Annotated in this window: 21 protein-coding genes, 3 tRNA genes and 1 other RNA gene; 12 read left to right on the forward strand and 13 right to left on the reverse strand. The window is 69.2% G+C overall.

Going from position 1 to position 25,553, the window contains the following annotated elements:
- Positions 1-6 precede the first annotated feature (6 nt).
- Positions 7-1,344, reverse strand: a complete 1,338-nt coding sequence (glnA, locus tag JOE53_RS05885) for a type I glutamate--ammonia ligase (RefSeq protein WP_204947072.1) — start codon at positions 1,342-1,344, stop codon at positions 7-9.
- Positions 1,345-1,449: 105 nt separating this feature from the next.
- A complete protein-coding gene (locus JOE53_RS05890) occupies positions 1,450-1,635 on the reverse strand; it encodes an SPOR domain-containing protein (RefSeq protein WP_204947073.1) in 186 nt (61 codons plus the stop codon).
- A gap of 101 nt (positions 1,636-1,736) precedes the next feature.
- Here JOE53_RS05890 and ppgK point away from each other — a divergent pair, with 101 nt between their 5' ends.
- Positions 1,737-2,495, forward strand: coding sequence for a polyphosphate--glucose phosphotransferase (gene ppgK, locus JOE53_RS05895; protein WP_204947075.1), 759 nt, complete (start codon positions 1,737-1,739; stop codon positions 2,493-2,495).
- A gap of 10 nt (positions 2,496-2,505) precedes the next feature.
- On the opposite strand, the gene rnpB is transcribed toward ppgK, so the two are convergent.
- Positions 2,506-2,880, reverse strand: an RNA gene (gene rnpB, locus JOE53_RS05900) — RNase P RNA component class A.
- A 107-nt stretch (positions 2,881-2,987) separates the two neighbouring features.
- Between rnpB and JOE53_RS05905 the strand changes: the two genes are divergently transcribed.
- On the forward strand, positions 2,988-3,656 hold the full coding sequence (locus JOE53_RS05905) for an LPXTG cell wall anchor domain-containing protein (RefSeq protein ID WP_204947077.1): 669 nt from the start codon (positions 2,988-2,990) through the stop codon (positions 3,654-3,656).
- Positions 3,649-5,436, forward strand: a complete 1,788-nt coding sequence (locus JOE53_RS05910; RefSeq protein WP_204947079.1) for a DUF4012 domain-containing protein — start codon at positions 3,649-3,651, stop codon at positions 5,434-5,436. Before JOE53_RS05905 ends, JOE53_RS05910 begins: the two co-directional genes overlap by 8 nt.
- Positions 5,437-5,468: 32 nt before the next feature.
- Here JOE53_RS05910 and JOE53_RS05915 read toward each other — a convergent pair whose 3' ends face one another.
- Both JOE53_RS05915 and JOE53_RS05920 read right to left on the reverse strand, forming a co-directional pair.
- Positions 5,469-7,196 carry a bifunctional 3'-5' exonuclease/DNA polymerase gene (locus tag JOE53_RS05915; protein WP_204947080.1) on the reverse strand — a complete coding sequence of 576 codons (1,728 nt, stop codon included), beginning with the start codon at positions 7,194-7,196 and terminating at the stop codon, positions 5,469-5,471.
- A complete protein-coding gene (locus tag JOE53_RS05920) occupies positions 7,193-7,924 on the reverse strand; it encodes a zinc ribbon domain-containing protein (protein WP_204947081.1) in 732 nt (243 codons plus the stop codon). The genes JOE53_RS05915 and JOE53_RS05920 overlap by 4 nt, the downstream gene beginning before the upstream one ends.
- 118 nt (positions 7,925-8,042) lie before the next feature.
- Here JOE53_RS05920 and JOE53_RS05925 point away from each other — a divergent pair, with 118 nt between their 5' ends.
- The 8 genes from JOE53_RS05925 (at position 8,043) to JOE53_RS05960 (ending at position 17,483) form a co-directional block, all read left to right on the forward strand.
- Positions 8,043-9,545 (forward strand): amino acid permease, encoded by a 1,503-nt coding sequence (locus JOE53_RS05925; RefSeq protein WP_204947082.1) that lies wholly within the window; start codon positions 8,043-8,045, stop codon positions 9,543-9,545.
- A gap of 30 nt (positions 9,546-9,575) precedes the next feature.
- Positions 9,576-9,648 (forward strand) — tRNA-Val (locus JOE53_RS05930).
- Between the two features lie 198 nt (positions 9,649-9,846).
- The gene (gene aceE / locus JOE53_RS05935) at positions 9,847-12,576 is read left to right on the forward strand and encodes a pyruvate dehydrogenase (acetyl-transferring), homodimeric type (RefSeq protein ID WP_204947083.1); all 2,730 of its coding nucleotides are present in this window, start codon (positions 9,847-9,849) and stop codon (positions 12,574-12,576) included.
- A gap of 8 nt (positions 12,577-12,584) precedes the next feature.
- Positions 12,585-13,808 (forward strand): PucR family transcriptional regulator, encoded by a 1,224-nt coding sequence (locus tag JOE53_RS05940; protein WP_204947085.1) that lies wholly within the window; start codon positions 12,585-12,587, stop codon positions 13,806-13,808.
- A 93-nt stretch (positions 13,809-13,901) separates the two neighbouring features.
- Positions 13,902-14,822, forward strand: a complete 921-nt coding sequence (locus JOE53_RS05945) for an ACP S-malonyltransferase (protein ID WP_204947086.1) — start codon at positions 13,902-13,904, stop codon at positions 14,820-14,822.
- Complete coding sequence (locus JOE53_RS05950) at positions 14,819-15,835, forward strand: beta-ketoacyl-ACP synthase III (RefSeq protein ID WP_061683178.1); 1,017 nt, start codon at positions 14,819-14,821, stop codon at positions 15,833-15,835. Before JOE53_RS05945 ends, JOE53_RS05950 begins: the two co-directional genes overlap by 4 nt.
- 93 nt (positions 15,836-15,928) lie before the next feature.
- Entirely contained in the window at positions 15,929-16,177 is a 249-nt protein-coding gene (locus JOE53_RS05955; RefSeq protein ID WP_005049448.1) for an acyl carrier protein, read from the forward strand.
- Positions 16,178-16,244: 67 nt separating this feature from the next.
- Positions 16,245-17,483 (forward strand): beta-ketoacyl-[acyl-carrier-protein] synthase family protein, encoded by a 1,239-nt coding sequence (locus JOE53_RS05960; protein WP_204947087.1) that lies wholly within the window; start codon positions 16,245-16,247, stop codon positions 17,481-17,483.
- 146 nt (positions 17,484-17,629) lie between these two features.
- On the opposite strand, the gene JOE53_RS05965 is transcribed toward JOE53_RS05960, so the two are convergent.
- The 3 genes from JOE53_RS05965 to JOE53_RS05975 form a co-directional block, all read right to left on the reverse strand.
- Positions 17,630-18,142: a DUF3145 domain-containing protein gene (locus tag JOE53_RS05965; protein ID WP_204947089.1), complete on the reverse strand. Its 513-nt coding sequence runs from the start codon at positions 18,140-18,142 to the stop codon at positions 17,630-17,632.
- Positions 18,143-18,261: 119 nt separating this feature from the next.
- Positions 18,262-18,338 (reverse strand) — tRNA-Ile (locus JOE53_RS05970).
- 14 nt (positions 18,339-18,352) lie between these two features.
- Positions 18,353-19,420, reverse strand: a complete 1,068-nt coding sequence (locus tag JOE53_RS05975; protein WP_204947090.1) for a DMT family transporter — start codon at positions 19,418-19,420, stop codon at positions 18,353-18,355.
- Positions 19,421-19,462: 42 nt separating this feature from the next.
- Here JOE53_RS05975 and def point away from each other — a divergent pair, with 42 nt between their 5' ends.
- Positions 19,463-20,029 carry a peptide deformylase gene (def, locus tag JOE53_RS05980; protein WP_081767948.1) on the forward strand — a complete coding sequence of 189 codons (567 nt, stop codon included), beginning with the start codon at positions 19,463-19,465 and terminating at the stop codon, positions 20,027-20,029.
- Between the two features lie 88 nt (positions 20,030-20,117).
- Here the strand turns inward: def and JOE53_RS05985 are convergent.
- The 5 genes from JOE53_RS05985 to dusB form a co-directional block, all read right to left on the reverse strand.
- A tRNA-Asn gene (locus tag JOE53_RS05985) sits at positions 20,118-20,190 on the reverse strand.
- A 73-nt stretch (positions 20,191-20,263) separates the two neighbouring features.
- Positions 20,264-21,034, reverse strand: a complete 771-nt coding sequence (locus tag JOE53_RS05990) for an ATP-binding cassette domain-containing protein (RefSeq protein ID WP_061683181.1) — start codon at positions 21,032-21,034, stop codon at positions 20,264-20,266.
- 56 nt (positions 21,035-21,090) lie between these two features.
- A complete protein-coding gene (dnaG, locus tag JOE53_RS05995) occupies positions 21,091-22,989 on the reverse strand; it encodes a DNA primase (protein WP_061683182.1) in 1,899 nt (632 codons plus the stop codon).
- On the reverse strand, positions 22,989-24,377 hold the full coding sequence (locus tag JOE53_RS06000) for a deoxyguanosinetriphosphate triphosphohydrolase (protein ID WP_204947092.1): 1,389 nt from the start codon (positions 24,375-24,377) through the stop codon (positions 22,989-22,991). Before JOE53_RS06000 ends, dnaG begins: the two co-directional genes overlap by 1 nt.
- Entirely contained in the window at positions 24,367-25,533 is a 1,167-nt protein-coding gene (gene dusB / locus JOE53_RS06005; protein ID WP_204947093.1) for a tRNA dihydrouridine synthase DusB, read from the reverse strand. Before dusB ends, JOE53_RS06000 begins: the two co-directional genes overlap by 11 nt.
- Positions 25,534-25,553: the final 20 nt, after the last annotated feature.

A 25,553-nucleotide genomic window follows, 5' to 3' on the forward strand; every position in this document is an offset into this window, starting at 1 on the left:
GGCGGGTTACAGCATCTCCAGGTTGCTCTTCAGCTCGAACGGCGTCACCTGCGCGCGGTACTCCTGCCATTCGCGACGCTTGTTGAGCAGGACGTAGTTGAAGACCTGCTCGCCGAGCGTCTCGGCGACGAGCTCGGAGTCCTCCATGTACTCCAGCGCGTGATCGAGGCTCGCCGGCAGCTGCGCATAGCCGAGGGCGCGGCGCTCCGCGTCGGTCAGCGACCACACGTTGTCCTCGGCCTCAGGGGGCAGCTCGTACCCCTCCTCGATGCCCTTCAGGCCCGCCGCCAAGAGCAGCGCGTAAGCGAGGTAGGGGTTCGCCGCCGAGTCCAGCGCGCGGTACTCGACGCGGGTCGACTGACCCTTGTTCGGCTTGTACATCGGAACGCGGACGAGGGCGGAGCGGTTGTTGTGACCCCAGCAGATGAAGCTGGGCGCCTCGTCGCCGCCCCAGAGGCGCTTGTACGAGTTGACGAACTGGTTGGTGACCGCGGCGATCTCGTTCGCGTGCGTCAAGAGCCCGGCGATGAACTGGCGGCCGACCTTCGACAGCTGGTACTGCGCCCCTTCCTCGTAGAACGCGTTCCGGTCGCCCTCGAACAGCGACATGTGGGTGTGCATGCCGCTGCCGGGCTTGCCGGAGAGGGGCTTGGGCATGAACGTCGCGTACACACCCTGCTCGATCGCCACCTCTTTGACGACCGTCCGGAAGGTCATGATGTTGTCGGCGGTGGCCAGCGCGTCGGCGTAGCGCAGGTCGATCTCGTTCTGGCCGGGGCCGCCCTCATGGTGGCTGTACTCGACCGAGATGCCCAGGTCTTCCAGCATCCGGACGCTCCGACGACGGAAGTCGTGCGCGGTGCCGCCGGGCACGTTGTCGAAGTAGCCGGCGGAGTCGACCGGCTCGGGGCCGTCGGCGCCGAACGAGGACGACTTCAGAAGGTAGAACTCGATCTCGGGGTGGGTGTAGAACGTGAACCCGGCATCCGCCGCCTTCGCGAGGGTGCGCTTGAGGACGTGACGCGGATCGGCGACGGCGGGCTGCCCGTCAGGCGTCGTGATGTCGCAGAACATCCGCGCCGTGGGGTCGATCTCGCCCCGCCAGGGCAGGATCTGGAAGGTCGTCGGGTCGGGATGAGCGAGGAGGTCCGACTCGTACGAACGCGTCAGACCCTCGATCGCCGACCCGTCGAAGCCGAGCCCCTCGGTGAACGCGCCCTCCACCTCGGCAGGCGCGATCGCGACGGACTTGAGCGTGCCGATCACATCCGTGAACCACAGGCGGACGAACTTGACCCCGCGCTCCTCGATCGTGCGCAGTACGAAGTCCCGCTGCTTGTCCATCGCGTCCTCTCAGATGCCGCTTCTCGGATGCCGCTTCGAAGGGAAGCCGGGCCCACGCCCAGACTATCGGTCCCCGCTCGTGTCCGACGTGTCGTCGGGCGCGCGTCAGTCGTTCTCGCGGGCGTCTTCCTCGGCCCATTCGCGAGAGCGTTCGGCGAGGAGCTGCGGCGCCTTGGCCGCCTCTTCCGCAGTGTCGAACGGACCTGCGCGGTCGATCGCCGGCGACTCGAAGCCGCGCTCCACGGCGCCGGTGGTGAAGTTGTACCAGTACTTGTCTTCGCCTGACGTCATGGCGCGTCCTTCCTGTCGGGGCGTTCGCCCACCATTCCCGATCCGCGGGCTCTGGCTCGATCCTAACGAGCGGTGCCGACGACCTGGATAGGCTGGATGCCATGACGACGAAGGCGACCCGCGCGGTCGGTGTGGACATCGGCGGAACCGGCATCAAGGGTGCCCTCGTGGATCTCGAAGGGGGAAACCTCCTCAGCGAGCGCGTCAAGGTGCCGACGCCCGCCGGCGCCGAGCCGAACGATGTGCTGGCCGCCGTCAAGACGGTCCTCGAGACGCTCGGTGTCAGCGATGCCGACATTCCGCTTGGCGTCGCTTTCCCGGCGATCGTCAAGAATGGCAAGACCCTGTCTGCGGCGAACGTCGCCGAGACGTGGGTGGGGTTCGAGGCGGAGAAGTTCTTCGAGGACGGCCTGGGGCGAGAGATCCACTTCGCCAACGATGCGGACGTCGCCGGTGTGGCCGAGGCCCGCTACGGTGCCGCGCGCGACGTGCCCGGCCTCGTGCTGCTGACCACGCTCGGCACGGGCATCGGCACGGCGATGCTCTACAACGGCGCGCTCATCCCGAACGCGGAGCTCGGCCACCTGCAGCGCGCGAACCATGGCAAGGATGCCGAGGCGTGGGCCGCGTACTCGGCGATGGAGCGCGACGAGTTGACGTGGAAGATGTGGGCGAAGCGCCTGCAGTGGTACTACAGCTACCTCGAGTTCCTGCTCAGCCCCGACCTCTTCATCGTCGGCGGCGGCGTCTCCAAGCACGCCGATGAGTTCCTTCCGATGCTGAAGCTCACGACACCGATCGTGCCCGCGACGCACCGCAACAACGCCGGCATCATCGGCGCCGCCGCTCTGGCGGTCTGACCACCGGGGGCGAATGGGCCGGCCTGTACGCCGGGTTCTGTCCGGGAGCTCACGCTCCGTGGACGGTCATCTCTCTCGGCGACACGTTGCCGCGCCGCTCCAGCGGCCTACCCGGGGACTCGGCGAGCCGCGTCGGCATCCCCTGTCTGGCCTTGCTCCGGGCGAGGTTTACCGTGCGGATCGTGTCACCACGATCCCGGTGGTCTCTTACACCACCCTTTCACCCTTACCCCGGCCCTCCGACCAGCGGAGTCCGGGGCGGTCTGCTCTCTGTGGCACTGTCTCGCGGATTGCTCCGGGTGGGTGTTACCCACCGCCCTGCCCTGTGGAGCCCGGACGTTCCTCGGTGCGGGTGACCCCGCCACGCGACCGTCCAGCCGACCCATTCGCTCCCCCGATCCTACTGGTCCGCACCGCTCGATCGTGGTACGGTGGCGCCACGAGACCCGGCTGGGGGGTTTGGGCTCGGATCGCCTGGGGGAGGCATTCATCATGCGTAAGTACGCACTGTCCGCTGTTCTTGCTGTCCTGATGCTGTCGGGGGGTGCGACGGCCGCGGCCGCTGCAGACACCGACGGGTACGGACCCGATACGCCGCCGTCGCCGTCGCTGAGCGGGACCATGGTCGCGCCGTCGTGCGAAGCCAACGTGCCGTGGATCGACTACTCGGTCGTGCTCGACGATCCCGACGGGATCGCCACGAGCCACACGGCGAGGCTCGTGCTGAGCGACGGCAGCCAATCGACGACGATTCCGCTCGGAGAGCTGGTCAACGGGCGACTGTCGGGGCGCGTCCTGTGGCCCGGCGCGTCGGTCGACGCGAACGGCGTCGGCAACGGATGGCCCGGGTGGTCGTTCGAGAACGGTCAATGGGTCGCGTCGCCCGGAAACTTCGCCTGGACCCGGGGTGACATCTCCGCCGTGGTCGAGGTGAACCCGACGCTGCGTGTGGCGCTGTCGTACCCGCCGTCGACGTCGGCCTGTCTGACCGATCCGGCGGGCGTGGGCACGTCGGGCGCCGTCGCTGCGGCCGGCATGTCATTGCCGGCGACGGGCGGCAACATCGCCGCGGTGCTTCCGCTCCTCGGCGGCGCGGTCATCCTGGTCGTCGGTGGAGGCGTGCTGCTGTACGTGCGCCGCACCCGTCGCGCCCGTGACTGACGCCGCGACCGGCTCAGCGGGAGCTCCCGATCGCGTCCGCCGGCGTCTGCGTCGGCGGCGCATCGCGGTCGTCGTCGCGGGTGCGGTGGGCGTCATGGTGCTGGCGGCGGCATGGCTCGGGATCCGCGGGTGGATGGCGAAAGGCGAGCTCGATGACCTCGCCGCCCTCCAACCTCGGCTGACCTCGGCGATCGCGGCGGGCGACGCCGGCGTACTCGCCGCCGTCGTGACCGACGCCGAACAGCACGCGCGTCGCGCCGCTGAGCTGACGTCCGATCCGCTGTGGCGCACCACCGAGTCGGTCCCTGTCGTCGGAGCCAACACCGCGGCGATGCGGATCGTCGCGGAGAGCGTTCGCGACATAGCCGCTGCCGCGCTTCCGGTGCTCAGCGCGGCGATGCAGGCGCACGACGGCCAGGGAGCGCTCGACCTGTCGGCGGTGTCGGCGGCGGCGGACCCCGTGAAAGAGTTCGCTGCCGTCTTCTCTCGTGTCGATGCCTCACTGGGTGCCGTGTCGACCGACGATCTCATCGAACCGGTGGGGGCGGCGACCGAGCGGATCCGCGAGGCGGTCGCTGCGGCGGCTCCGACGGTGGCGGACGCAGCCTCTGCGGTGCAGGTCATGCCGGCGATGATGGGAGCGAACGGGGCCCGCACGATCCTGGTGATGGTGCAGAACACAGCCGAAGCGCGCACCGGCGGCGGCATCACGGGATCGTTCATCCTGTTGCGCGCCGACGGCGATCGGCTCACGGTGGTCGACCAGGTCGACTCGAGCGTCTTCCCACATCGGGAGGCGCCGATCGCCGAGCTACCCGGCGATCTCGTCGCCTTGTACGGTCAGGCCCCAGGACGATTCGTCATGAACGCGACCATGACTGCCGACTTCGCCCTGAGTGCGCGGTTGGCCTCTGCCTGGTGGCAGTCGATCGGTCGTCCGGCACCGGATGCCGTGGTCGCCATCGACCCTGCGGTGCTCACCGCGATGCTCACGATCAGCGGGCCGATTACCCTCGCCGACGGCACGACCGTCGATCCGTCCGACGTCGTCGGTGACGTGCTCGTCAGGCCGTACCTCGACAAGACGCCAGCCGAGCAGACGGCGGTGCAACGCGATCTCTTCGACCGCCTCTTCGCTCAGATCACGTCGTCACCGATCGATCCTCTTCGCTGGATGCGCGCTCTCGCGAAGCCGATCGCCGAGGGGCGCATCTCGATCTTCAGTGCGCACGGGGACGAACAATCCGCGGTGGCGAACGGGGCGTTTTCGGGGACGCGGGGAAGGCTCCGGGCCGCCGGGCCCGATGCCGTGGGCGTCTACTTCAACGACGCGACGACCGGAAAGATGGACACTTTCCTCCATGTCGATCTCGCGACGTCCGTGCGAATTTGCCGTGCGGACGGCGCCGCCGATGTGACGGTCTCCGTGCGGCTCGCGAGCGCAGCCCCGGCGAACGCGCGGACCTTCGCTGAGTCGATGACGGGTGCGGCCAACCCCGCTGAGCCCGGAGACATCACGACCGACGTGACGGTGATGGTCCCCCGCGAGTGGTTCGTCGGCGGTGTGACGCTGGACGGCGCGGACGTCTCGGCGACCGCGGCCGATGGCAGTGACTCCTCCGCCTCATTGGCGCGGGTGACGCTGCGCCCCGGCGAGCAGAGGACGCTCGCGTTCGGGTTCGTCGCGAAGAACGGCGCGCAGCTGCGACCGGTGCTCGTGCACACGCCGATGATGAACGACGTCCGTGTCGCGGAGGCGGCCACCCCTGCGTGCGGCTGAGCACGTCGGGCAGCGAGCGCCCCGGCGCTGCGTCAGCTTTTGGCCGCGTCCTGTGCGATACGCAGGTCGAGGGGGAAATCGATCGGGAATCGTCCGAAGAGCAGGCGAGCCGCTCCGTCGGCGGCCTGGCGCACGGCGTCTGCCACGGCGTCGGCGTAGACGACTGGCGTGTGCACGATGATCTCGTCGTGGAGGAAGAAGGCCAGGTGCGGGCGCCTCTCGAACACGGCGGCGGAGTTCCGCGCCGCATCGTTCGCGCCGACCGGCGGGAGAGCCGCCAGACGACCACGGAGGTCGGCGAGCCACGCGAGCGCCCACTCGGCTGCCGTGCCCTGGACCACGAAATTGCGAGTGAAGCGCCCGCGATCGCGCGCGGCGCGGCGTGCCCGCGTCCGATCGCTCTCCGTCGCCTCCGGCAGTGCGGCCGCAGCCTGGACATCACGCCACTGCGCCGTCGCCCGCGGGCTGGTCCGTCCGAGCCACGTCGAGACCACGCCGCCCTGCTCACCGGTCGTGGCCGCGGCATCCACCAGACCCATGGCGCGCGGGTAGGCGCGTCGCAGCGCGGGTACCAGGCGTCCGCTGTCGCCGGTGGTCGCTCCGTACATCGCCCCGAGGACGGCGATCTTCGCCTCCTGCCGCGTGCGGACGACGCCGCTATTGACGATGCCCTCGTACAGGTCCTGGCCGCGTGCCGCGCCGGCCAGGGCCTCGTCCGACGCCATCGCCGCCAGGACGCGGGGTTCCAGCTGTGCCACGTCGGCGACGACGAGAGTCCAGCCCGGGTCTGCGCGCACCGCGGGACGCAGCTGGCGTGGGATCTGCAGCGCTCCTCCCCCGGACGATGCCCATCTCCCGGTGACCACGCCACCGGGAACGTACACGGGACGGAACCGACCGTCCGCGGCCCACTCGTCCAGCCACACCCAGCCGTTCGCGCTCATCAGCCGTGTCAGCTTCTTGTAGACCAGAAGGGGGGCGATCGCCGGATGGTCGTACTCCGCGAGCTCCCACCTGTTGGTCGACTCGGCGCTGATGCCGACACGGTGAAGGCTCCGCAGGAGCTTGGGCTGGGAGTCGAGGTTGGCGGACGGGTCCTGGAGCGCGGCGCGGACGCGCTGCGCAGCCTCGCGCACACGCTCGGGCTGTTCTCCCGGCGACGGCCGTGTACCGAGCGTCTCCTCAAGGATGCGTTCGTGCGTCCGACGATCCCACGGCACACCGGCGCTGTGCATCTCGACGGCCAAGAGCGCGCCGGCGGATTCGGCGGCCACGAGCAGACGCAACCGCGCGGCTTCGGATGAGCCGCGTATCGCCTGCTGCTGGCGTCGGAACTCGGCGAGCACCTCGTCGGGATCATCGGGCACACCGCTCGCCGGCGCCCCCTCGACGTCGAACAGGGTCGGAGCGCGGGGCGGCGGCGTCTCCTCCGCGCCGGCGACATCCCATCTCGGTGCGGCCCGCAGGGCATCCTGATCGGCGACGAGCGCACTGCGGTGGAGGATCGCGTGCGCCAGGCGGAGATCGTGGCAGCGCGCGACGACCGAGTGCGCGGCCAGGATGCCGGGATACCAACGGTTCGTGTCCGACCACACCCATCGCGTGCGGGTGTCATCCGTGTCCCACCACTGTGCGCGCGGGCGACGCTCCACGTGTGTGACCTCGAGGTCGGTGTCGACCGTGGTGATGACGACGGTGTCCCCCTCGCTCGCCACGAGGCGCCAGCGCGGCGCGATCGTGGCCGCGCTGCTGGTCGTCACAACCCCGATTCGTCGGTGCGCACCAGGATCGCGCCGCACTCCGGACAGGTCACGACGTCGTCGGAGGACGCCTGCCGGATCGTCTGCAGATCGGTTCCCGAGAGGACCATTCGGCACGCCTCACAGGTCTTCCGGTGCAGGAGCCCGGCCCCGACGCCGCGGGCAGCGAGACGGTCGTACATCGCCAGCAGATCGGCGGGCACGCGCGCTGCGACCACCGCACGGTCGCGCGAGGACGCTTCTGCGCGGGCAGTGGCCGCGGTGACGGCTTCCTTCGCCGCGGCACTGAGGCGGGCGCCTTCCTCGTTCACCGCGGAGATCGCCTCTTCCTGCACGGCGACGGCGGACTGGGCCGTCTCGAGCCGCTCCATGAGTTCGATTTCGGCATCCTCGAGATCGCTCTTGCGCTTTGCGAGCGAAGCCAACTCGTGCTCGAGGCTCTGGGCTTCCTTCGCGTTCGCCGAGGACGCGAGTCGTTCGGTGTCGCGGGCAGCCCGCACGTCGACCACGGCCACATCCGACTCCACACGCGCCAGTTCGGCGGTGATGTCGTCGCGCTGTCCGAGCAGGGTCGTGAGCTCTGCCGACATGCTCTGACGGCGAGCGAGCAGCTCCTGAACGCGGCGCGCCTGCTCGGGCGAGCGTCGGGCGCGTTCGGCGGCGCTGATCACGCCGTCGAGGCTCGCGAGTTCGAGCAGGAGCTGCTGGTCTGCGGGTCGGGACTTCACGGTCCCAACCTACCGCGACACGTGGACAGCCAGCCCCGGGCGCGGCCGAGCCGCACTAGCATGACCACACCGACCGCGGCGCCGCGAGGGCGTCGTTCGTTCTCGCGGAGGAGACGGCATGAGCCTGATGCGCACGAAGTCCATCGAGCGGTCCATCGCCGATACCGAAGAGCCGGAGTTCCGGCTGCGCAAATCGCTGTCGGCTCTCGATCTCACGGTTTTCGGTGTCGGTGTCGTCATCGGTGCCGGCATCTTCACGCTGACCGGTCGCGCTGCCCACGAGGTGGCCGGCCCCGCCGTCGTGGTCAGCTTCGTCGTCGCGGCGATCGCGTGCGCGCTGGCGGCGATGTGCTACGCCGAGTTCGCCTCCACCGTTCCGGTCTCGGGTTCCGCCTACACCTTCTCCTACGCGTCGCTCGGCGAACTGTTCGCCTGGATCATCGGGTGGGACCTCATCCTGGAGATGTTCCTCGGCGCGAGTGTCGTGGCTCAGGGGTGGAGCGCCTACCTCGGCGTTCTCCTCGGGCAACTCGGCATCCCTCTTCCCGAGGCGATCGGCTACGGCGGCACCGTCGACGTGATGGCGATCCTCCTCGTGATCGTCCTCGGCGTGCTGATGACGATCGGCATCCGGGAGTCGATGCGCGTCAACCTGGTGCTGGTCGGCGTGAAGCTCTTCATCGTCCTGTTCGTGATCGTCGCGGGCATCATGTTCGTCAACCCCGCGAACTACGCGCCGTTCGTGCCGGATGCCGCGCCCCGCGAGGCCGCGACGGGCCTGATGCAGCCGCTGCTGCAGTTCATCTCCGGCTCGGCGCCCATGGCCTTCGGCGTCGGCGGCATCTTCGCGGGCGCGGCACTCGTCTTCTTCGCCTACATCGGCTTCGATGTGGTCGCCACCACAGCGGAGGAGACCAAGAACCCGCAGCGCGATCTGCCCATCGGCATCATCGCGTCGCTCGCGATCTGCACGTTGCTCTACTGTGCGGTGGCACTGGTGGTGACGGGCATGGTCCGCTTCGACGAACTCGACCCGGCCGCTGCCCTCGCGAACGCCTTCGCCTTCCACGGGCAGACCTGGATGGCGACGGTCATCTCGGCGGGAGCGGTCGCGGGCCTGACGACGGTGGTGCTGACGCTGTTGATCGGCGCGACGCGGATCATCTTCGCGATGTCGCGCGACGGTCTGCTCCCCCCCCGTCTCGCGAAGGTGCATCGGACCCGTCGGACCCCGTGGATCATCTCGATCATCGTCACCGTCATCGTTGCCCTGGTCGCCGGGCTCACGCCCGTCGGCGTGCTCGAGGAGATGGTGAACATCGGCACGCTCTCGGCCTTCGTGCTCGTCTCCGTCGGCGTGGTCGTGCTCCGCCGCACCCGGCCCGACCTGGAGCGCGGCTTCCGCGTCCCGTGGAGCCCGGTGCTCCCGATACTGTCCGCGATCATCTGCGTGTACCTGATGCTCAACCTGACCGTGGAGACGTGGCTGCGGTTCCTCATCTGGCTGGTCATCGGCTTCGTGGTGTACTTCGCCTACTCGCGCCGCCACTCGCGGCTCGGAAAGGACGGCGATCCGTACCTCAACCCCGCCGAGCCGAAGGTGGTCGGACGCGACGGGTGAGCGCCACCAACTCGTAGACTGTCGAGGTCAGGGCCTTTAGCTCAGCTGGTAGAGCGCCACGTTTACACCGTGGATGTCGTCGGTTCGATCCCGGCAGGGCCCACTCACCGTTCGCTCGGGGCTCGCGGGGCCCCGTCATCTGACGAACTTCGGGTCGGGTCGGGTTCACTCGCCGCGGTCGCGATCCACTCCATCGAGATGTGACTAGGCTGATCCAGGATGCGTTGTCGACGCTGCACAAAGCCGCGCGTATCAGAAGCCCCGTCCCTGGCATGATCTGCCAGACGAAGAAAGGTGTCTCGTGACGGTCAACGATCAGGATCCGTACTCCCAGGGCCCGCAGGACAGCGACCCCGAGGAGACGCACGAGTGGCAGGAATCGCTCCAGCAGCTCGTCGACAGCAAGGGCGCCGGGCGTGGCCGCGAAATCATGCTCAGCCTGCTCAACAAGTCGCACGAGCTGCAGCTGAACGTTCCCCAGGTGCCCACGACCGACTACATCAACACGATCGCCCCGGAGAACGAGCCCGAGTTCCCCGGTGACGAGGAGCTCGAGCGCCGGTATCGCCGGTGGATCCGCTGGAACGCTGCACTGACCGTGCATCGCGCGCAGCGTCCGGGCATCGGCGTCGGAGGTCACATCTCCACCTACGCGTCGTCCGCCTCGCTGTACGAAGTCGGCTTCAACCACTTCTTCCGTGGTCTCGACGACCCCAACGGTGGAGACCAGATCTTCATCCAGGGGCACGCCTCCCCCGGCATCTACGCCCGTTCGTTCCTCGAGGGACGGCTGTCGGCCGATCAGCTCGACGGCTTCCGGCAGGAGAAGTCGAAGGCGCCCGACGGCATCCCCTCTTACCCCCACCCCCGCCTGATGCCGGAGTACTGGCAGTTCCCGACCGTGTCGATGGGTCTCGGCCCGATCAACGCGATCTATCAGGCGATGACCAACAAGTACCTCACCAACCGAGGGATCAAGGATCTCTCGAACTCGCGCGTGTGGGCTTTCCTCGGCGACGGTGAGATGGATGAGGTCGAAAGCCGCGGACAGCTCCAGGTCGCGGCCAACGAGGGCCTGGACAACCTCACGTTCGTCGTGAACTGCAACCTGCAGCGCCTCGACGGCCCGGTGCGCGGAAACGGCAAGATCATCCAGGAGCTCGAGGCGTTCTTCCGCGGCGCGGGCTGGAACGTCATCAAGGTCGTCTGGGGTCGCGGCTGGGACGAGCTGTTGCAGGTGGACACCGATGGCGCGCTCGTTCGCCTCATGAACACCACCCCCGACGGTGATTTCCAGACGTACCGCGCCGAGGACGGCAAGTTCATCCGCGACCACTTCTTCGGTCGCGACGAGCGCACCGCGGCGATGGTCACCGACTGGTCCGACGAGGACATCTGGGGAAAGCTCCGCCGCGGCGGCCTGGACTACCAGAAGCTCTATGCGGCGTACAAGGCGGCGACCGAGCACAAGGGACAGCCGACGGTCATCCTCGCCAAGACCATCAAGGGCTACGGGCTCGGTCACCACTTCGAGGGGCGCAACGCGACGCACCAGATGAAGAAGATGACGCTCGACGACCTCAAGCACTTCCGCGACTCGATGCGCATCCCCGTCTCCGACGCCCAGCTCGAGGAGAACCCGTACGCCCCGCCGTACTTCCACCCGGGCATGGAGGACGAGACCATCCAGTACATGGTGGAGAAGCGTCGCGCGCTCGGTGGGTTCCTGCCCGAGCGCCGCATCCACCACGTGCCGATCAGCCTCCCGGACGACAGCGCGTACGCACTGCCGAAGAAGGGATCCGGAACGCAGGAGGTCGCCACGACCATGGCGTTCGTCCGCCTGCTGAAGGATCTGCTGCGTTCGAAGGACTTCGGCAACCGCATCGTGCCGATCATCCCCGACGAGGCGCGCACGTTCGGTTTGGACGCCTTCTTCCCGACCGCCAAGATCTACAACCCGAACGGTCAGAACTACACGTCGGTCGACCGGGAGCTGCTGCTCGCCTACAAGGAGAGCCCGCAGGGTCAGATCATGCACGTCGGCATCAACGAGGCTGGAGCGGTGGCGGCGTTCACCGGCACGGGCACCTCGTATGCCACGCACGGCGAGCCGCTGATCCCGGTCTACATCTTCTACTCGATGTTCGGCTTCCAGCGCACCGGCGACGCCCAGTGGGCCGCCGCCGACCAGATGGCGCGGGGTTTCATCATGGGTGCCACCGCCGGCCGCACGACGCTGACCGGTGAGGGTCTTCAGCACGCCGACGGCCACTCCCACCTGCTCGCGTCGACGAACCCGGCCACGGTGTCGTACGACCCCGCGTACGGGTACGAGATCGCCCACATCGTCCACTCCGGCCTGGAGCGGATGTACGGCGGCAACCACCCCGATCCGAACGTCATGTACTACATCACGCTCTACAACGAGCCGCTGGTGCAGCCGGCCGAGCCCGAGGGCGTCGACGTCGAGGGCATCGTCCGCGGCATCCACCGCATCTCGGAGGGCGCCGGTGACGGACATCGCGTGCAGCTGCTCGCGTCCGGTGTGGGTGTGCCGTGGGTGCTCGAGGCCCAGCAGCTGCTGCGCGAGGACTGGGGCGTGGCCGCCGATGTGTGGTCGGTCACGAGCTGGACGGAGTTGCGCCGCGACGGACTCGCCGCCGACGAGCACAACTTCCTGAACCCGCTGGCCGAGCCGCGCACCGCGTACCTCACCGAGAAGCTTCGCGACACCGCGGGCCCCGTCCTGGGCGTCAGCGACTACATGCACGCGGTGCAGGACCAGATCCGCGAGTGGGTTCCCCGTCGCTACGTCACCCTCGGTGCGGACGGCTTCGGCTTCTCCGACACCCGGGCCGCGGCGCGTCGGTTCTTCAAGATCGACGGACCGTCCATCGTCGTCCGTGCCCTGCAGGCGCTGGCCGACGAAGGGCTCGTCGACCGGTCGCTGTCGGCACAGGCGATCGAGAAGTACCGCCTGCACGATGTGACCGCCGGAACGAGCGGAAACGCCGGCGGCGAAAGCTGATCGATTCGATGCCCGCCCGCCCCACCCCTCAGGAGAAGGCGGAGACACTCGCGTGGCTCCGCCGGGTCTCCGGAGACCTGGCCACGGCGACCATCAAGCGGCTCGAAGAGTCGCTGCCCTGGTACGCCGACATGCCTCCGGCCCGTCGCTCGGCGGTGGGCCTGGTGGCGCAGGCGGGCATCGCGTCGTTCATCCAGTGGTACGAGGATCCCGGCTCGACGCCGTGGATCGCTGCCGACATCTTCGCCGCTGCTCCCCGTGAGCTGCTGCGCAGTGTCAGCCTGACGCAGACTCTCCAGCTGATCCGCGTCACCGTCGCCGTCACGGAGGAACGCGTCGCGGGAAAGGCGGAGGATCTCCGCGAGAGCATCCTGCTGTTCTCCCGCGAGGTCGCCTTCGCCTCCGCGGACGTGTACGCGCGGGCGGCGGAGGCGCGCGGGCTGTGGGATGCGCGCCTGGAGGCCCTTGTCGTCGACTCCATCCTCACCGGCGAAGCCGACGAGGAGCTGCCCAGCCGCATCGCCGCCCTCGGCTGGCACGGCCACGGCGAGGTCGCGGTTCTCGTCGGCACCACTCCGCCGCAACTGGACGTCGATCATCTGCGTCGAGTGGCACGCAAGCTGGGTGTCGACGTCCTCATCGGCGTGCAGGGTTCCCGTCTCGTTCTGGTGATCGGCCGTGCCGTGCTGCCGGGGCGAGAGCCCGTCGCCGAGGAGCTGCCGTTCCCGGAGATCGCCCTGCGTCTGGAGCCGGGTTTCGGCCCGGGTCATCTCGTGCTCGGTCCGACGGTTCCTGCACTCGTGGATGCCGGGCTCAGCGCGCGCGCCGCGCTGGCGGGCTTCGCGGTGGCCAGCGCGTGGCGCCATGCGCCGCGTCCGGTGGAAGCCGACGACCTGCTGCCCGAGCGCGCCCTCGCGGGTGACGCCATGGCGAAGGCGACCCTCGTCGACCGCATCTACCGTCCCCTGCAAGCGCACTCCGCCGACCTCGTCACCACCCTGTGGAGCTACCTCGACAACGGTCGCTCCCTGGAGGCGACGGCGCGCGAGCTGTTCGTGCACCCGAACACCGTCCGCTACCGGCTGAAGCGCGTCTCCGACGTCATCGGATGGGACGCGACCGGGCCGCGCGAGGCGCTCATCCTGCAGACGGCGCTCATCATCGGCTCCATCGGCACGGAGGCGACCCGCCGCCGCGGAAGCGCCGCGCGACGGTCCGCGCGCGCGGACTGAGCCTCGTGCCGTTGTCGAGCTGATACAAAGCATTTCGCGTTTGTTGTGACGTCGTCGCCAGCGCGGCGGCGAAGAACTTGGAAGGATAGGCACGTGATCATCACCGTCTTCCCCGGGCAGGGCTCGCAGACCCCGGGGTTCCTGACACCCTGGCTCGAACTCGAGGGTGCCCGCGAGCGCCTCGAGCGCTACGCCGAGGCCGCGCAGGTGGACCTCGTGGCCGCCGGCACCGAGTGGGATGCCGAACGCATCCGTGACACGGCGGTCGCCCAGCCCTTGATCGTGGCGGCGAGCCTGCTCTCCTACTCGGCTCTCCAGGATGCCGCGGGCGCCGCGCCTGCCGGCGTCGCCGGTCATTCGGTCGGCGAGGTCGCTGCCCTGGTCGCGGCCGGCGTCGTCAGTGAGGACGACGGCATGCGTCTGGTCGGGCTGCGTGGTCGGGCCATGGCCGATGCGGCCGCGCAGGAGCAGACCGGAATGAGTGCGATCCTCGGCGGCGACCGCGACGGCGTGCTCGCGCTTCTCGACGAGCTGGAGCTCACCCCCGCCAATCACAACGGCGCCGGCCAGATCGTCGCCGCAGGCGCCCAGGACGCTCTCGCAGAGCTCACCGCTCACCCCGTCGCGGGCAGCCGTGTGATTCCGCTGCAGGTAGCCGGCGCGTTCCACACCTCTTACATGGCACCGGCGGTGGTCACGCTGCGCACGGCGGCCGCGGAGCTCACGGCATCCGACCCGGTGCTCGCCCTCTGGACGAACCGTGACGGCGCCCGTGTGGCCTCCGGTCGCGAGGCGCTCGACCTGCTCGTCGCGCAGGTGTCCTCTCCCGTCCGCTGGGATCTGTGCATGGAATCCTTCGCGGATGCGGGCGTCACCGGCATCATCGAGCTCGCGCCGGCCGGCACCCTGACCGGGCTCGCTAAGCGTGCGCTGCGCGGAGTTCCGACCGTGGCCGTGAAGACACCCGATGACCTCGCGGCTGCGGCCGCCCTGCTGACAGGAGGCGACGCGTGACCGACGCGCCCACCCGCCCGGCCCTCGTGCAACCGACGGGACCGGCCCACACCCGCATCTACGCGTACGGTGCGGCCCGCGGCGAGAACGCCGTACCCAACGACGACCTGGTCGGCCCGATCGACTCCAGCGACGAGTGGATCCGCCAGCGCACCGGGATCATCACGCGCGTCCGCGCGAACGCCGGGACCACCGCCATCGACCTCGCCGCCGACGCGGCTGCCGAAGCGATCGCCACCGCCGGCATCGACCCGTCGCTCGTCGACGCCGTGATCGTCGCCACGATCTCCAACCCCAAGCAGACGCCGTCGGTGTCGGCGATCGTCGCCGACCGCATCGGCGCCAACCCCGCCGCCGCCTACGACCTCAACGCCGCGTGTGCCGGGTTCGCCTACGGCGTGGCGCAGGCAGATGCCCTCATCCGTGCGGGTGCCGCGCACTACGCGGTCGTCGTCGGTGCGGAGAAGCTCAGCGACGTCGTCGACCCCACCGATCGCTCCATCTCGTTCCTGCTCGGCGACGGCGCGGGAGCCGCCGTCGTCGGCCCCAGCGAGTTCGCCGGCATCGGACCGACCGTGTGGGGCTCGGACGGATCGAAGTCGGATGCCGTCGGGATGAACCACACCCTCACCGAGTTCCGCGACGGCACGGCGCCCTGGCCGACGCTCCGCCAGGAGGGGCCGACGGTCTTCCGCTGGGCCGTGTGGGAGATGGTCAAGGTCGCGCGTCAAGCTCTCGAGGAAGCCGGTGTGCAGCCGTCGGATCTCGCGGCGTTCGTGCCCCACCAGGCCAACATGCGCATCATCGACGAGTTCGCCAAGCAGCTGAAGCTTCCCGATACCGTCGTGATCGGCCGCGACATCGAGACCACCGGCAACACCTCAGCGGCATCCATCCCCCTCGCCACGCACCGCCTGCTCGCCGAGCACCCGGAGCTGTCGGGCGGCCTCGCACTGCAGATCGGTTTCGGCGCGGGACTCGTCTTCGGCGCACAGGTCGTCGTCCTTCCCTGACGGCCCGAGATACCCGGTCGCGGCGGTCGCCGCACCTAGACTGAACGTCGGCCCCGCAGGGCCGGTGAAACCCCGATAAACAAGGAGAATCCCATGGCATTCAGCAACGACGAGGTCCTCGCAGGACTCGCCGAGCTCATCACTGACGAGACCGGCATCTCGGCGGACGAGGTCGCGCTGGAGAAGTCGTTCACGGACGACCTCGACATCGACTCGATCTCGATGATGACGATCGTCGTCAACGCCGAGGAGAAGTTCGGCGTGACCATCCCCGACGAAGAGGTCAAGAACCTCAAGACCGTCGGCGACGCCGTCACCTTCATCACCACCAACCAGGCCTGACCTCAGGCCTCGCCACCTGCACCCCGGTGGGGGCCGTCGTGCCCCCACCGGAGCATCCGAGGAGACCATGAGCATTCCCCGAATCGTCGTCACCGGCATCGGCACATCCAGTCCCATCGGCGGGACCGCGCCGGAGAGCTGGTCCGCGCTGCTGGGTGGCGCATCCGGCGCCCGCACCCTCGAGTACGACTGGGTCGAGCAGTACAACCTGCCCGTCACGTTCGCGGCCCAGGCTGCGGTGCGTCCCGACACCGTGCTCGAGCGTCCGATCGCCAAGCGCCTCGACCCGTCGTCGCAGTTCGCGCTCGTCGCGGCGATGGAAGCGTGGGCGGATGCCGGGAGCCCGGAGGTCGACCCGGAGCGGCTCGGCGTCGATTTCGCGACCGGCATCGGCGGCCTGTGGACCCTCCTGGACGCGTGGGACACCCTTCGGGAGAAGGGCCCGCGTCGGGTGCTCCCGATGACGGTTCCGATGCTCATGCCCAACGCTGCTGCGGGCAACCTGTCGCTGCACTTCGGTGCGCGCGCCTATGCGCGCACGGTCGCCAGTGCGTGTGCCTCCAGCACGGAGTCGATCGTCAACGCCATCGAGCACCTGCGTGACGGCCTCGCCGACGTGGTGATCGCGGGAGGCACCGAATCGGTGATCCATCCCGTCACCATCGCGTCCTTCTCCTCGATGCAGGCGTTGTCCAAGCGCAATGACTCCCCCGAGACGGCATCGCGTCCGGGCAGCATCGACCGCGACGGGTTCGTCATGGGCGAGGGCGCCGGTGTGCTGATCCTGGAGACCGAGGAGCACGCCAAGGCGCGCGGCGCGAAGATCTACGCGGTTGTCGTCGGCGGCGGCGTCACGGCCGACTCGTACCACATCACGGCGAACGATCCCGAGGGTACCGGCGCCGCGCGCGCGGTGAACCTCGCGCTGGCCATGGCCGACGCGTCCCCGGACGACGTGACCCACATCAACGCCCACGCCACGTCGACGCCGGTCGGAGACCCGAACGAGTACGTCGCGTTGAAGAGCGTGTTCGGCGACCGCATCGATGAGATCCCGGTCTCGGCGACGAAGGCCTCGACCGGTCATCTCCTCGGCGGTACCGGCGCTCTGGAGGCCATCTTCACGATTCTGGCCATCCGCGATCGCGTCGCGCCCCCGACGATCAACATGACCGAGCAGGACCCCGCAGTCCCGTTCCGTCTGTCGGGCGCGCCGACGCCGCTGGGCGACGGTCCGCAGCTCGCGATCAGCAACTCGTTCGGCTTCGGCGGCCACAACGCCGTCGCCGCCTTCGCTTCGGTCTGAGCATTCGCGCGTGAAGACGCCCCCGCATCCGTGAGGATGGCGGGGGCGTCTTTCGTGTCAGACGGGGATGCGCGGTCTCGGTCTCCGGGAAGCCGTCCGAAGCCGGTACTGGTGCCTCCACCCGTCTGAGGTCCGTGGCGGGTCTGTCAGCCCACCTTGTGCAGCCAGACGACCGGTGCGTCGTCGCTGGCGTGACGGAACGGCTCGAGCTCCTCGTCCCAGGTCGACCCGAGCGCGACCTGGAGCTCGCGCTGCAGGTCGTACGGGTCGCCGGCGGCGATCTCCATTGCGTAGCGGATGCGATCCTCCCCGATCACGACGTTGCCCGCGGTGTCGGTCTGCGCAAAGTGGATGCCGAGATCAGGAGTGTGCATCCACCGCCCGCCGTCCGAGCGCGGCGTGGGGTCTTCGCTCACCTCGAACCGCAGATGCTCCCATCCGCGGATCGCGGTCGCCAGGGCCGCGCCGGTGCCGGCGGGACCCTCCCAATAGAACTCCGCGCGGCGACTTCCCGTGAGAACGGGTTGATCCGCCCACTCGAAGCTCACCGCGCGCCCGAGGGCGCGACCGACGGCCCACTCCAAGTGGGGGCACAGCGCACGTGGCGCGGAGTGGATGTAGATCACTCCGCGCGCCTGTGGGGTCGACGTGGTCGCCATCGCGAGTCTCCGTTTCTTCAGGTACGTCTTCCCCTACGACCTGAGTGTCGGATGCGTGGCGCCTATGTGGTTGTGGGCCCATTATGGCCGATAACGACGCGGAATCACAACCGTGTCATTGGTAGGGCGGGTGGGACTTGAACCCACGATCGTCGGGTTATGAGCCCGCTGCCTTGACCAGCTTGGCCACCGCCCCCTGTCCCCGGAAGTCTAGCGGGGGCGCGGGTCGTCCCGATCGCGCACGGGTGGCTCGGGCCACACCTTCGCCACGGCATCCGTGAGGCGCTGCGATCCGGGCGAGACCTGTTCGCCGCTCCCGCGTGTGATGGGGATCTCCTGGCTGTCGCTGATCACCTGCGGGTGGTGGCGAGCCAGTTGGAAGACGCCGGTGACGGCCAGCGCGCCGGCGACGACGAAGCCGCCGTAGGCCCAGAGGGGGGCGCCGTCGGCTTCGCGCAGCACGGCCAGGCCGATCACGATGGCGACGATCGGATCGATGACGGTGAGACCGGCGATGACGAGGTCGGGCGGGCCGGACGCGTAGGCAGTCTGCACGAAGTAGGCGCCGATCGCAGTGCCGGCGAGCAGGGCGACGATGCACACGATCGTGAGCCACTCGAAGTCGCCGGTGCGGATGCGGCTCAGTACGACCTTCGCGAGCGTCGCGACGAAGCCGTACATGATGCCGGCGGCGACGATGTAGAACAGTGCTCCCATGCGAGTGCGCAGCCACAGCCAGAGTGCGGTCAGGACGATGGCGACACCGGCGAGGATCAGCAGCACCGTGATCAGCTGTCCGTCGCTGATCGGGGTCTCCGTGGCGTACAGGGCGGCGATCGTGACGAACACGAAGATGCCGGCGACGCAGAGCCCGATGGCGCTCAGCGAGCGCCGCGTCGGCTTCAGGCCGCTGATTCGCGCGTTCAGCAGCGTCGTGATGACCAACGAGACGGCGCCGAGCGGCTGCACCAGGATGAGGGGGGCGAACGACAGGGCGGACAGCTGGCAGACGATCGCCAGCCCCAGCATCACGGTGCCGGCTACCCACGACGGACGGCGCAGCAGATTCCAGATCTGGCCGCCGGTGAGACCGGTGCCCCCGGCGGTCGCCGTGAGACGTTCGACCTTGTGCACCCCGCGGTGCTGATACTGCGCGCCGAAGGACATGAACACAGCGCCGAGCAGGGCGAGCGGAATGCCGATGAGGATGCCGGGGTCCGCGAAGACGCCGACGAGCTTGTCGGTCACGTCTCCGAGGTCGTTGAGGGCGGCATGCACCCCTCGACACTAACCGCCGGGTGTGCTCGATAGGCTCAGGACGTGGCTGTTCTTCCGATTCGCATTATGGGCGATCCCGTCCTGCACTCCCCCGCCGACCCGGTCTCCGAAATCACCGATGAGATCCGCACACTGGTCGCCGACATGTTCGAGACGATGGATGCCGCCCCCGGCGTCGGTCTCGCGGCCCCTCAGGTAGGGGTGGGTCTGCGCATCTACACGTACAGCTACCAGGACGATGACGGGCAGCCCTGGCGCGGAGTCATCCTCAACCCCGAACTGTGGATGCGTCCGTCGGTGCCCGGGGCACCAGACCCGGACGACGAGTCAGAGGGGTGCCTGTCGTTCCCGGGCGAGCGCTTCGCGTTGCGCCGCTCCGATGAGGTCCTGGTCACCGGCATCGATCTCGACGGTGAGCCGATCCGCATCCAGGTCGATGGCTGGCGCGCGCGCATCATGCAGCACGAGTTCGACCACCTCGACGGCATTCTGTATGTGGACCGCCTGGACGACGGCGACTGGAAGACCGTCCAGAAGATCGCCCGCAAGCGCGGCTGGGGTCGTCCGGGGGCGTCCTGGACGCCGGGAATCGACGATCTCGACGCCTGATCTTCGATCGACGCTGCGCGAGCTGTCCAGTCTGAAGCCTCGCGCCGGGCAACGAAAACGGCCCCAGAGTGGAGTCTGGGGCCGTTCGCTCCCCGGCTTGGACTCGAACCAAGAACCTGCCGGTTAACAGCCGGCTGCTCTGCCAATTGAGCTACCGAGGATCAATCACCCGCGAGCGGGCAACCCGTCCATATTAGCAAACGTCGGAGTGTGCTCGTGACACGATACGCGTCTTCACGACACGAGACGGGCACCGCCGTCAGGAGTCCAGAGCAGATCCGCGATGCCATGCCCGTAGGCGACGGGCAGACCTGCTCGGAGCACCAGCACGTCGGCATCGAGCTCCCGCACGGCTTCGGCGTCGTTGGTCACCATGAGAATCGCCATGCCGTTCTCGTCGCGCCGGCGCAGCAGCGCGTCGCGCGCGGCATGTCTCACCTCGACGTCGAGGTTCGCATACGGATCGTCGCCGATGAAGACCTTCGGGCCGAGCACGAGGGCGCGAGCGATCGCGACACGCTGGCGCATCCCCGAACTCAGCTCATAGGGATACCGGGTGGCTGCGCCGAGCGGGAGTTCGAACTCGTCCAGCAACCCCGCGACGCGGACGGCCAGCGCGCGCTGATTGACGCGTCGATCTCGGCTCGTGATCGGCTCGCCGATGACGTCTCCGACGGTCAGTCGAGCCGGAAGGGCGGCTCCCGCGCGCTGCGGGACATACCCGGTGTGGTACGCGCGCACACGCGCAGCGCGCCCCCTGCGCCGTACGGCCGTGCCATCGACCCAGGCGTCGCCTCCCACCACCGACAGCGAGTCGTCGCTCGTGCCAGCGAGCAGGGTCGCGAGGGTCGATTTGCCCGATCCGGTCGTGCCCATGACCGCCAGCGCGCGGCCGGGGTCGACCCGGAAACTGACGCCATCGACGACGCGCACTCCCGCGCGCGCGATCGAGAGGTCGTCGCAACGAAGCGCGGGAGGATTGTCGGTGGGGGCACGACGCGGCATGCGCTCATCCTGCCCGCTCTGGCCCGTGGGCGCCACCGTGCGACCGCGCCACGGGGTCAGAGCGACGCCTCGGTGAGAGCGCGCCGGCGCGCGTCCAGCTCGCGCAGCGCCAGACGGACCGCCCGCCCTTGTTCCGAATCGGCGGGAAGCCGCTGGATCGTGCCGAGCAACTCGCTCTTCTCCCGGTCGACCGCGCGCACCCGCAGCTTGCGCGCGAGTCCGCGTGTGTAGGCCGCGGCCTCCGCCTCCGTCAATGCAGGGAAATCGGCCGTCAGCAACTCCACCGCCAGCGACCGGTAGGGCTCACGCACCGACTCCACCGCCGTCGACGCCCAGCCGATGCGTCTGCGGTCTCCCTGCGCGACGAGGGACTGGCGCACCGCGTCGAGAGCGGGGATCTGCATGGGCAGCGCGAGCGCGGCATCCACCTCCTCGCCGTCGACGAGGTGACCGTACTGCAGCACTCCCATGAGGGCGTCGCGCTCCAGTGTTGCATCGGCGGTGCGCGGCAGCGTCCGCAGACTCATCCGGAGTGCGGGCTCATCGACCACCGGCGTGGGAGCGGAGCCGTCGGCCCCGGCCGTTGCGCTCACGGACGCCGTCGAGGAGGAGCGGGGGATGTCGCCCTCGCGCCGCACGCTGTCGCGAGCTGCGCGGTCGACCTCGCGCCGCACATCCTCGGTGTCCATCCCGAGGCGGCGGGCCAGCACGCGGGTGTATTCCGGCTGCAGCAGCGGGTCGCGCAGCTCACCCACGACCGGTGCGGCGGCTCGCAGGGCCCCGACGCGGCCCTCGACGCTCGCGAGATCGAACCCCGAGAGGCGCTGATCGATGACGAACTCGAACATCGGAATCTTCGTGTCGAGCATCGAACGCACCGCCGCGTCGCCGCGCTCCAGTCGCAGATCGCAGGGATCCAGTCCCTGCGGTCCGGTCGCCACGTAGGTCTGCGCGTTGAAGCGCTTCGCGTCGGCGAAGGCGCGCAGGGCCGCTTTCTGCCCCGCGGCATCGGGGTCGAACGTGAACACGACTTCGCCGGCGGCGCTGTCATCGCCCATGACCCGTCGCAGGACCGTGATGTGGTCGGAGCCGAACGCCGTCCCGCAGGTGGCCACCGCCGTCGTGACGCCCGCCAGATGGCAGGCCATCACGTCGGTGTATCCCTCGACGACGACGACGCGGTGCGAACGTGAGACATCCTTCTTCGCGAGGTCCAGGCCGTAGAGCACCTGCGCCTTCTTGTAGATCGTGGTCTCGGGCGTGTTGAGGTATTTCGGACCCTGGTCGTCGTCGTAGAGACGGCGCGCCCCGAAACCGATCGTCTGGCCGGTCAGATCGCGAATCGGCCACACGACACGGCCACGGAAGCGGTCGTACACGCCGCGCTGGCCTTGGGAGACGAGACCCGCGGCCGACAGCTCCTCGTCCGTGAAGCCCTGGCTGTGCAGCGCGTCGCGAAGGTTGTTCCAGCCCTTCGGCGCGTAGCCGACACCGAAGTGGGCCGCGGCTCCGGCGTCGAAGCCGCGTTCACCGAGAAAGCGGCGGCCGGCGTCGGCCTCCGCTGACGACAGCTGCGTGCGGAACCACTCCGCAGCGGCCGAGTTGGCCTGATAGAGACGCGTGCGGCCGCTGGTCTCCGGCGCCGCGCCGCCGTCTTCGTAGTGGAGCGTGTAGCCGATGCGCGCGGCCAGGCGTTCGACCGCCTCGGTGAAGGACAGGTGGTCCATGGCGCGCAGGAAGGAGTAGACATCGCCCGACTCGCCGCACCCGAAGCAGTGGTAGTAGCCGACCTGCGGGCGCACGTGGAAGCTCGGGCTTCGTTCGTCATGGAACGGGCACAGGCCCTTCAGCGATCCGACGCCGGCTGACTTGAGGGCGACCCGCTCGCCGACGATGTCACCGATGTTGGTGCGGGCTTTGACCTCGTCGACGTCGGATTGCCGGATCCGTGCCATCAGTGACCCTCCGCCGGCCACAGCCCGGCGAGCGGCTCGGGAAGGGCGAAACCGCTGGGTGCGATCGTGCGGTCGTCGCCGGAGCGCAGGCCGAGCTCGCGCAGATCGACCGGGCCGATCAGTCGGGCGTGCCACTCGATGGCGAAGCGATCGGTGAGGCTCGCGACCTGGTCGACGACCACGCGCTTGCGGGCGGCATCGGTGGATGCCGCGGCGAAGTCCTCCGCGTGCAGCCGGTCGAGGTGCTCGGGGCGTTCCCACAGCGCCGTTGCGAGACGCTTGAGCACCCGACGCTGCTCCTTGTAGAGGCCGCGCCGGCCGTCGATCGTCACGACGAACGCTCCGATGATGCCCTTGAGCACCGCCATCTCGGCCTCGATGACGCGCGGCACGATGACGCGTCCGTGATACCGGGTGAGGACGGGCGCCGAGTAGTGCTCTCGGGTCGCCGTCGTCGCCGCGCGTGCGAAGCGACCGATGAGGTCGGAGGTCAGGTTCTTGAGCCCCGCCAGCGCCGCGCGCGACCCGTCGAAGCCGGGCAGCCACTCGGGAATCCGCGTGAGTCGGTACAGTGCGTCCGCGAGCTCGTCGCGGGTGAATCCGAAGCCCACCCAGGCCTGGATGGCGGTCAGCAGCGCCTCGTGCTCCCGCACGTCCGCGAGCCGCGCGGGATCCAGGTAGCCGTTGAGCACGGCGTCCTCGAAATCGTGCACCGAGTAGGCGATGTCATCGGAGAGGTCCATGACTTCGGCCTCGATGCAGCGGACGCGACCCGGCGCCCCCTGTCGCATCCAACGGAAGACGGCCTCGTCCTCGGGATAGACGCCGAACTTCTCGCGCCCGCCGGGGTCGGGAACGCCATGCTCGACGGTCCAGGGGTACTTGCATGTCGCGTCGAGGCTCGCACGGGTCAGGTTGAGCCCTGCACTGCGACCCTCGGCGTCGAGCACCTTCGGTTCGAGGCGGGAGAGGATCCGGAGGGTCTGGGCGTTGCCCTCGAACCCTCCGATGCCCTCAGCCCAATCGTTCAGTGCGCGTTCGCCGTTGTGGCCGAACGGCGGATGCCCGATGTCGTGGCTCAGACACGCGGTGTCGACCACGTCCGGCGACAGCTCGAGCGCGATCGCCAGCTCCCGACCGACCTGCGCGACCTCCAGCGAGTGCGTGAGACGGTTACGGGCGAAGTCGGCGGGGCTGGCGGGGCTGAGCACCTGCGTCTTCGCCGCGAGACGGCGCAGAGCCGCGGAATGCAGCACGCGAGCCCGGTCACGGGCGAACCCGTCGCGCTGTGAGCGATGCCGCTCGGGGATGAAGCGTTCGGCGTCGTGGTCGTCGTATCCGGAGGGGCGGCCCGAGGCGATGGCCACACCGCTCGCGTCACCCGCCACTGGTGTCGACCTCCGCGTCGGCGAGGGCGCGTGCCGCGTCGCCGGTCATCTCGCGGCTCTGCAGCCAGCCGTCGGGCAACGCCGGCCGCTTCGGCGTGCCGGCACGCCCGCGCTGGCCCTCGGCGGCTGCACCGGGGTACGGTGCGTCGAGGTCCAGCGTCGCCAGCAGATCGTCGATCTCGGCGAGGGTCGACACGGTCGCCAGCTGTGCCCGCGTCTCACCGCCGACCGGATAGCCCTTGAAATACCAGGCGACGTGCTTGCGGATGTCGCGGCATCCGCGGCCCTCGTCCTCGAAGAACTCGACGAGCAGCTCCGCGTGGCGCCGGAAGGCGGCGGCGACGAAACCGAGTGTCGCGTCCACGGGCGCTGCGGCGGCGGCAGCGGGGCCGCCGAGACCGCGGGCGAGATCGCCGAACAGCCAGGGACGCCCGAGGCAGCCACGACCGACCACGACGCCGTCGCACCCGGTCTCGGCCATCATCCGCGCGGCGTCGTCCGCCGACCAGATGTCGCCGTTGCCGAGCACCGGAATGCTGGTCACGGCCCGCTTGAGCTCGGCGATCGCCGCCCAGTCGGCCTGGCCGGAGTAGAACTCCGCAGCCGTGCGCGCGTGGAGGGCCACCGCGGCGACGCCCGCATCCTCCGCGATGCGGCCGGCGTCGAGGAACGTGAGGTGGTCGGAGTCGATTCCCTTGCGCATCTTGACGGTGAGCGGCACGTCGCCGGCGGCGCGTGCGGCGCGCGTGACGATCTCGCGGAACAGGCCGAGCTTCCACGGCAGTGCCGCTCCCCCGCCCTTGCGCGTGACCTTGGGCACGGGACAGCCGAAGTTGAGGTCGATGTGGTCGGCGCGGTCCTCGTCGACGAGAAGTCGGACGGCCGCTTCGGTGGTCGCTGGGTCGACACCGTAGAGCTGGATCGAGCGCGGAGTCTCCGACTCGTGGTGCGTGATCAAACGCATCGTGGTCGCGTTGCGCTCGACCAGGGCGCGAGTGGTGATCATCTCCGAGACGTAGAGTCCCGCGCCGTACTCGCGGCAGAGCCGACGGAAGGCGGTGTTGGTGATACCGGCCATCGGCGCGAGCACCACGGGTGCATCGAGCGCGATGGGGCCGATGCGCAGCGCGGCGCCGGTGGAGACGGAGAGGGACATCCTGTCCATTCTCCCAGACT

Source organism: Microbacterium laevaniformans (assembly GCF_016907555.1).
Lineage (GTDB): Bacteria > Actinomycetota > Actinomycetes > Actinomycetales > Microbacteriaceae > Microbacterium > Microbacterium laevaniformans.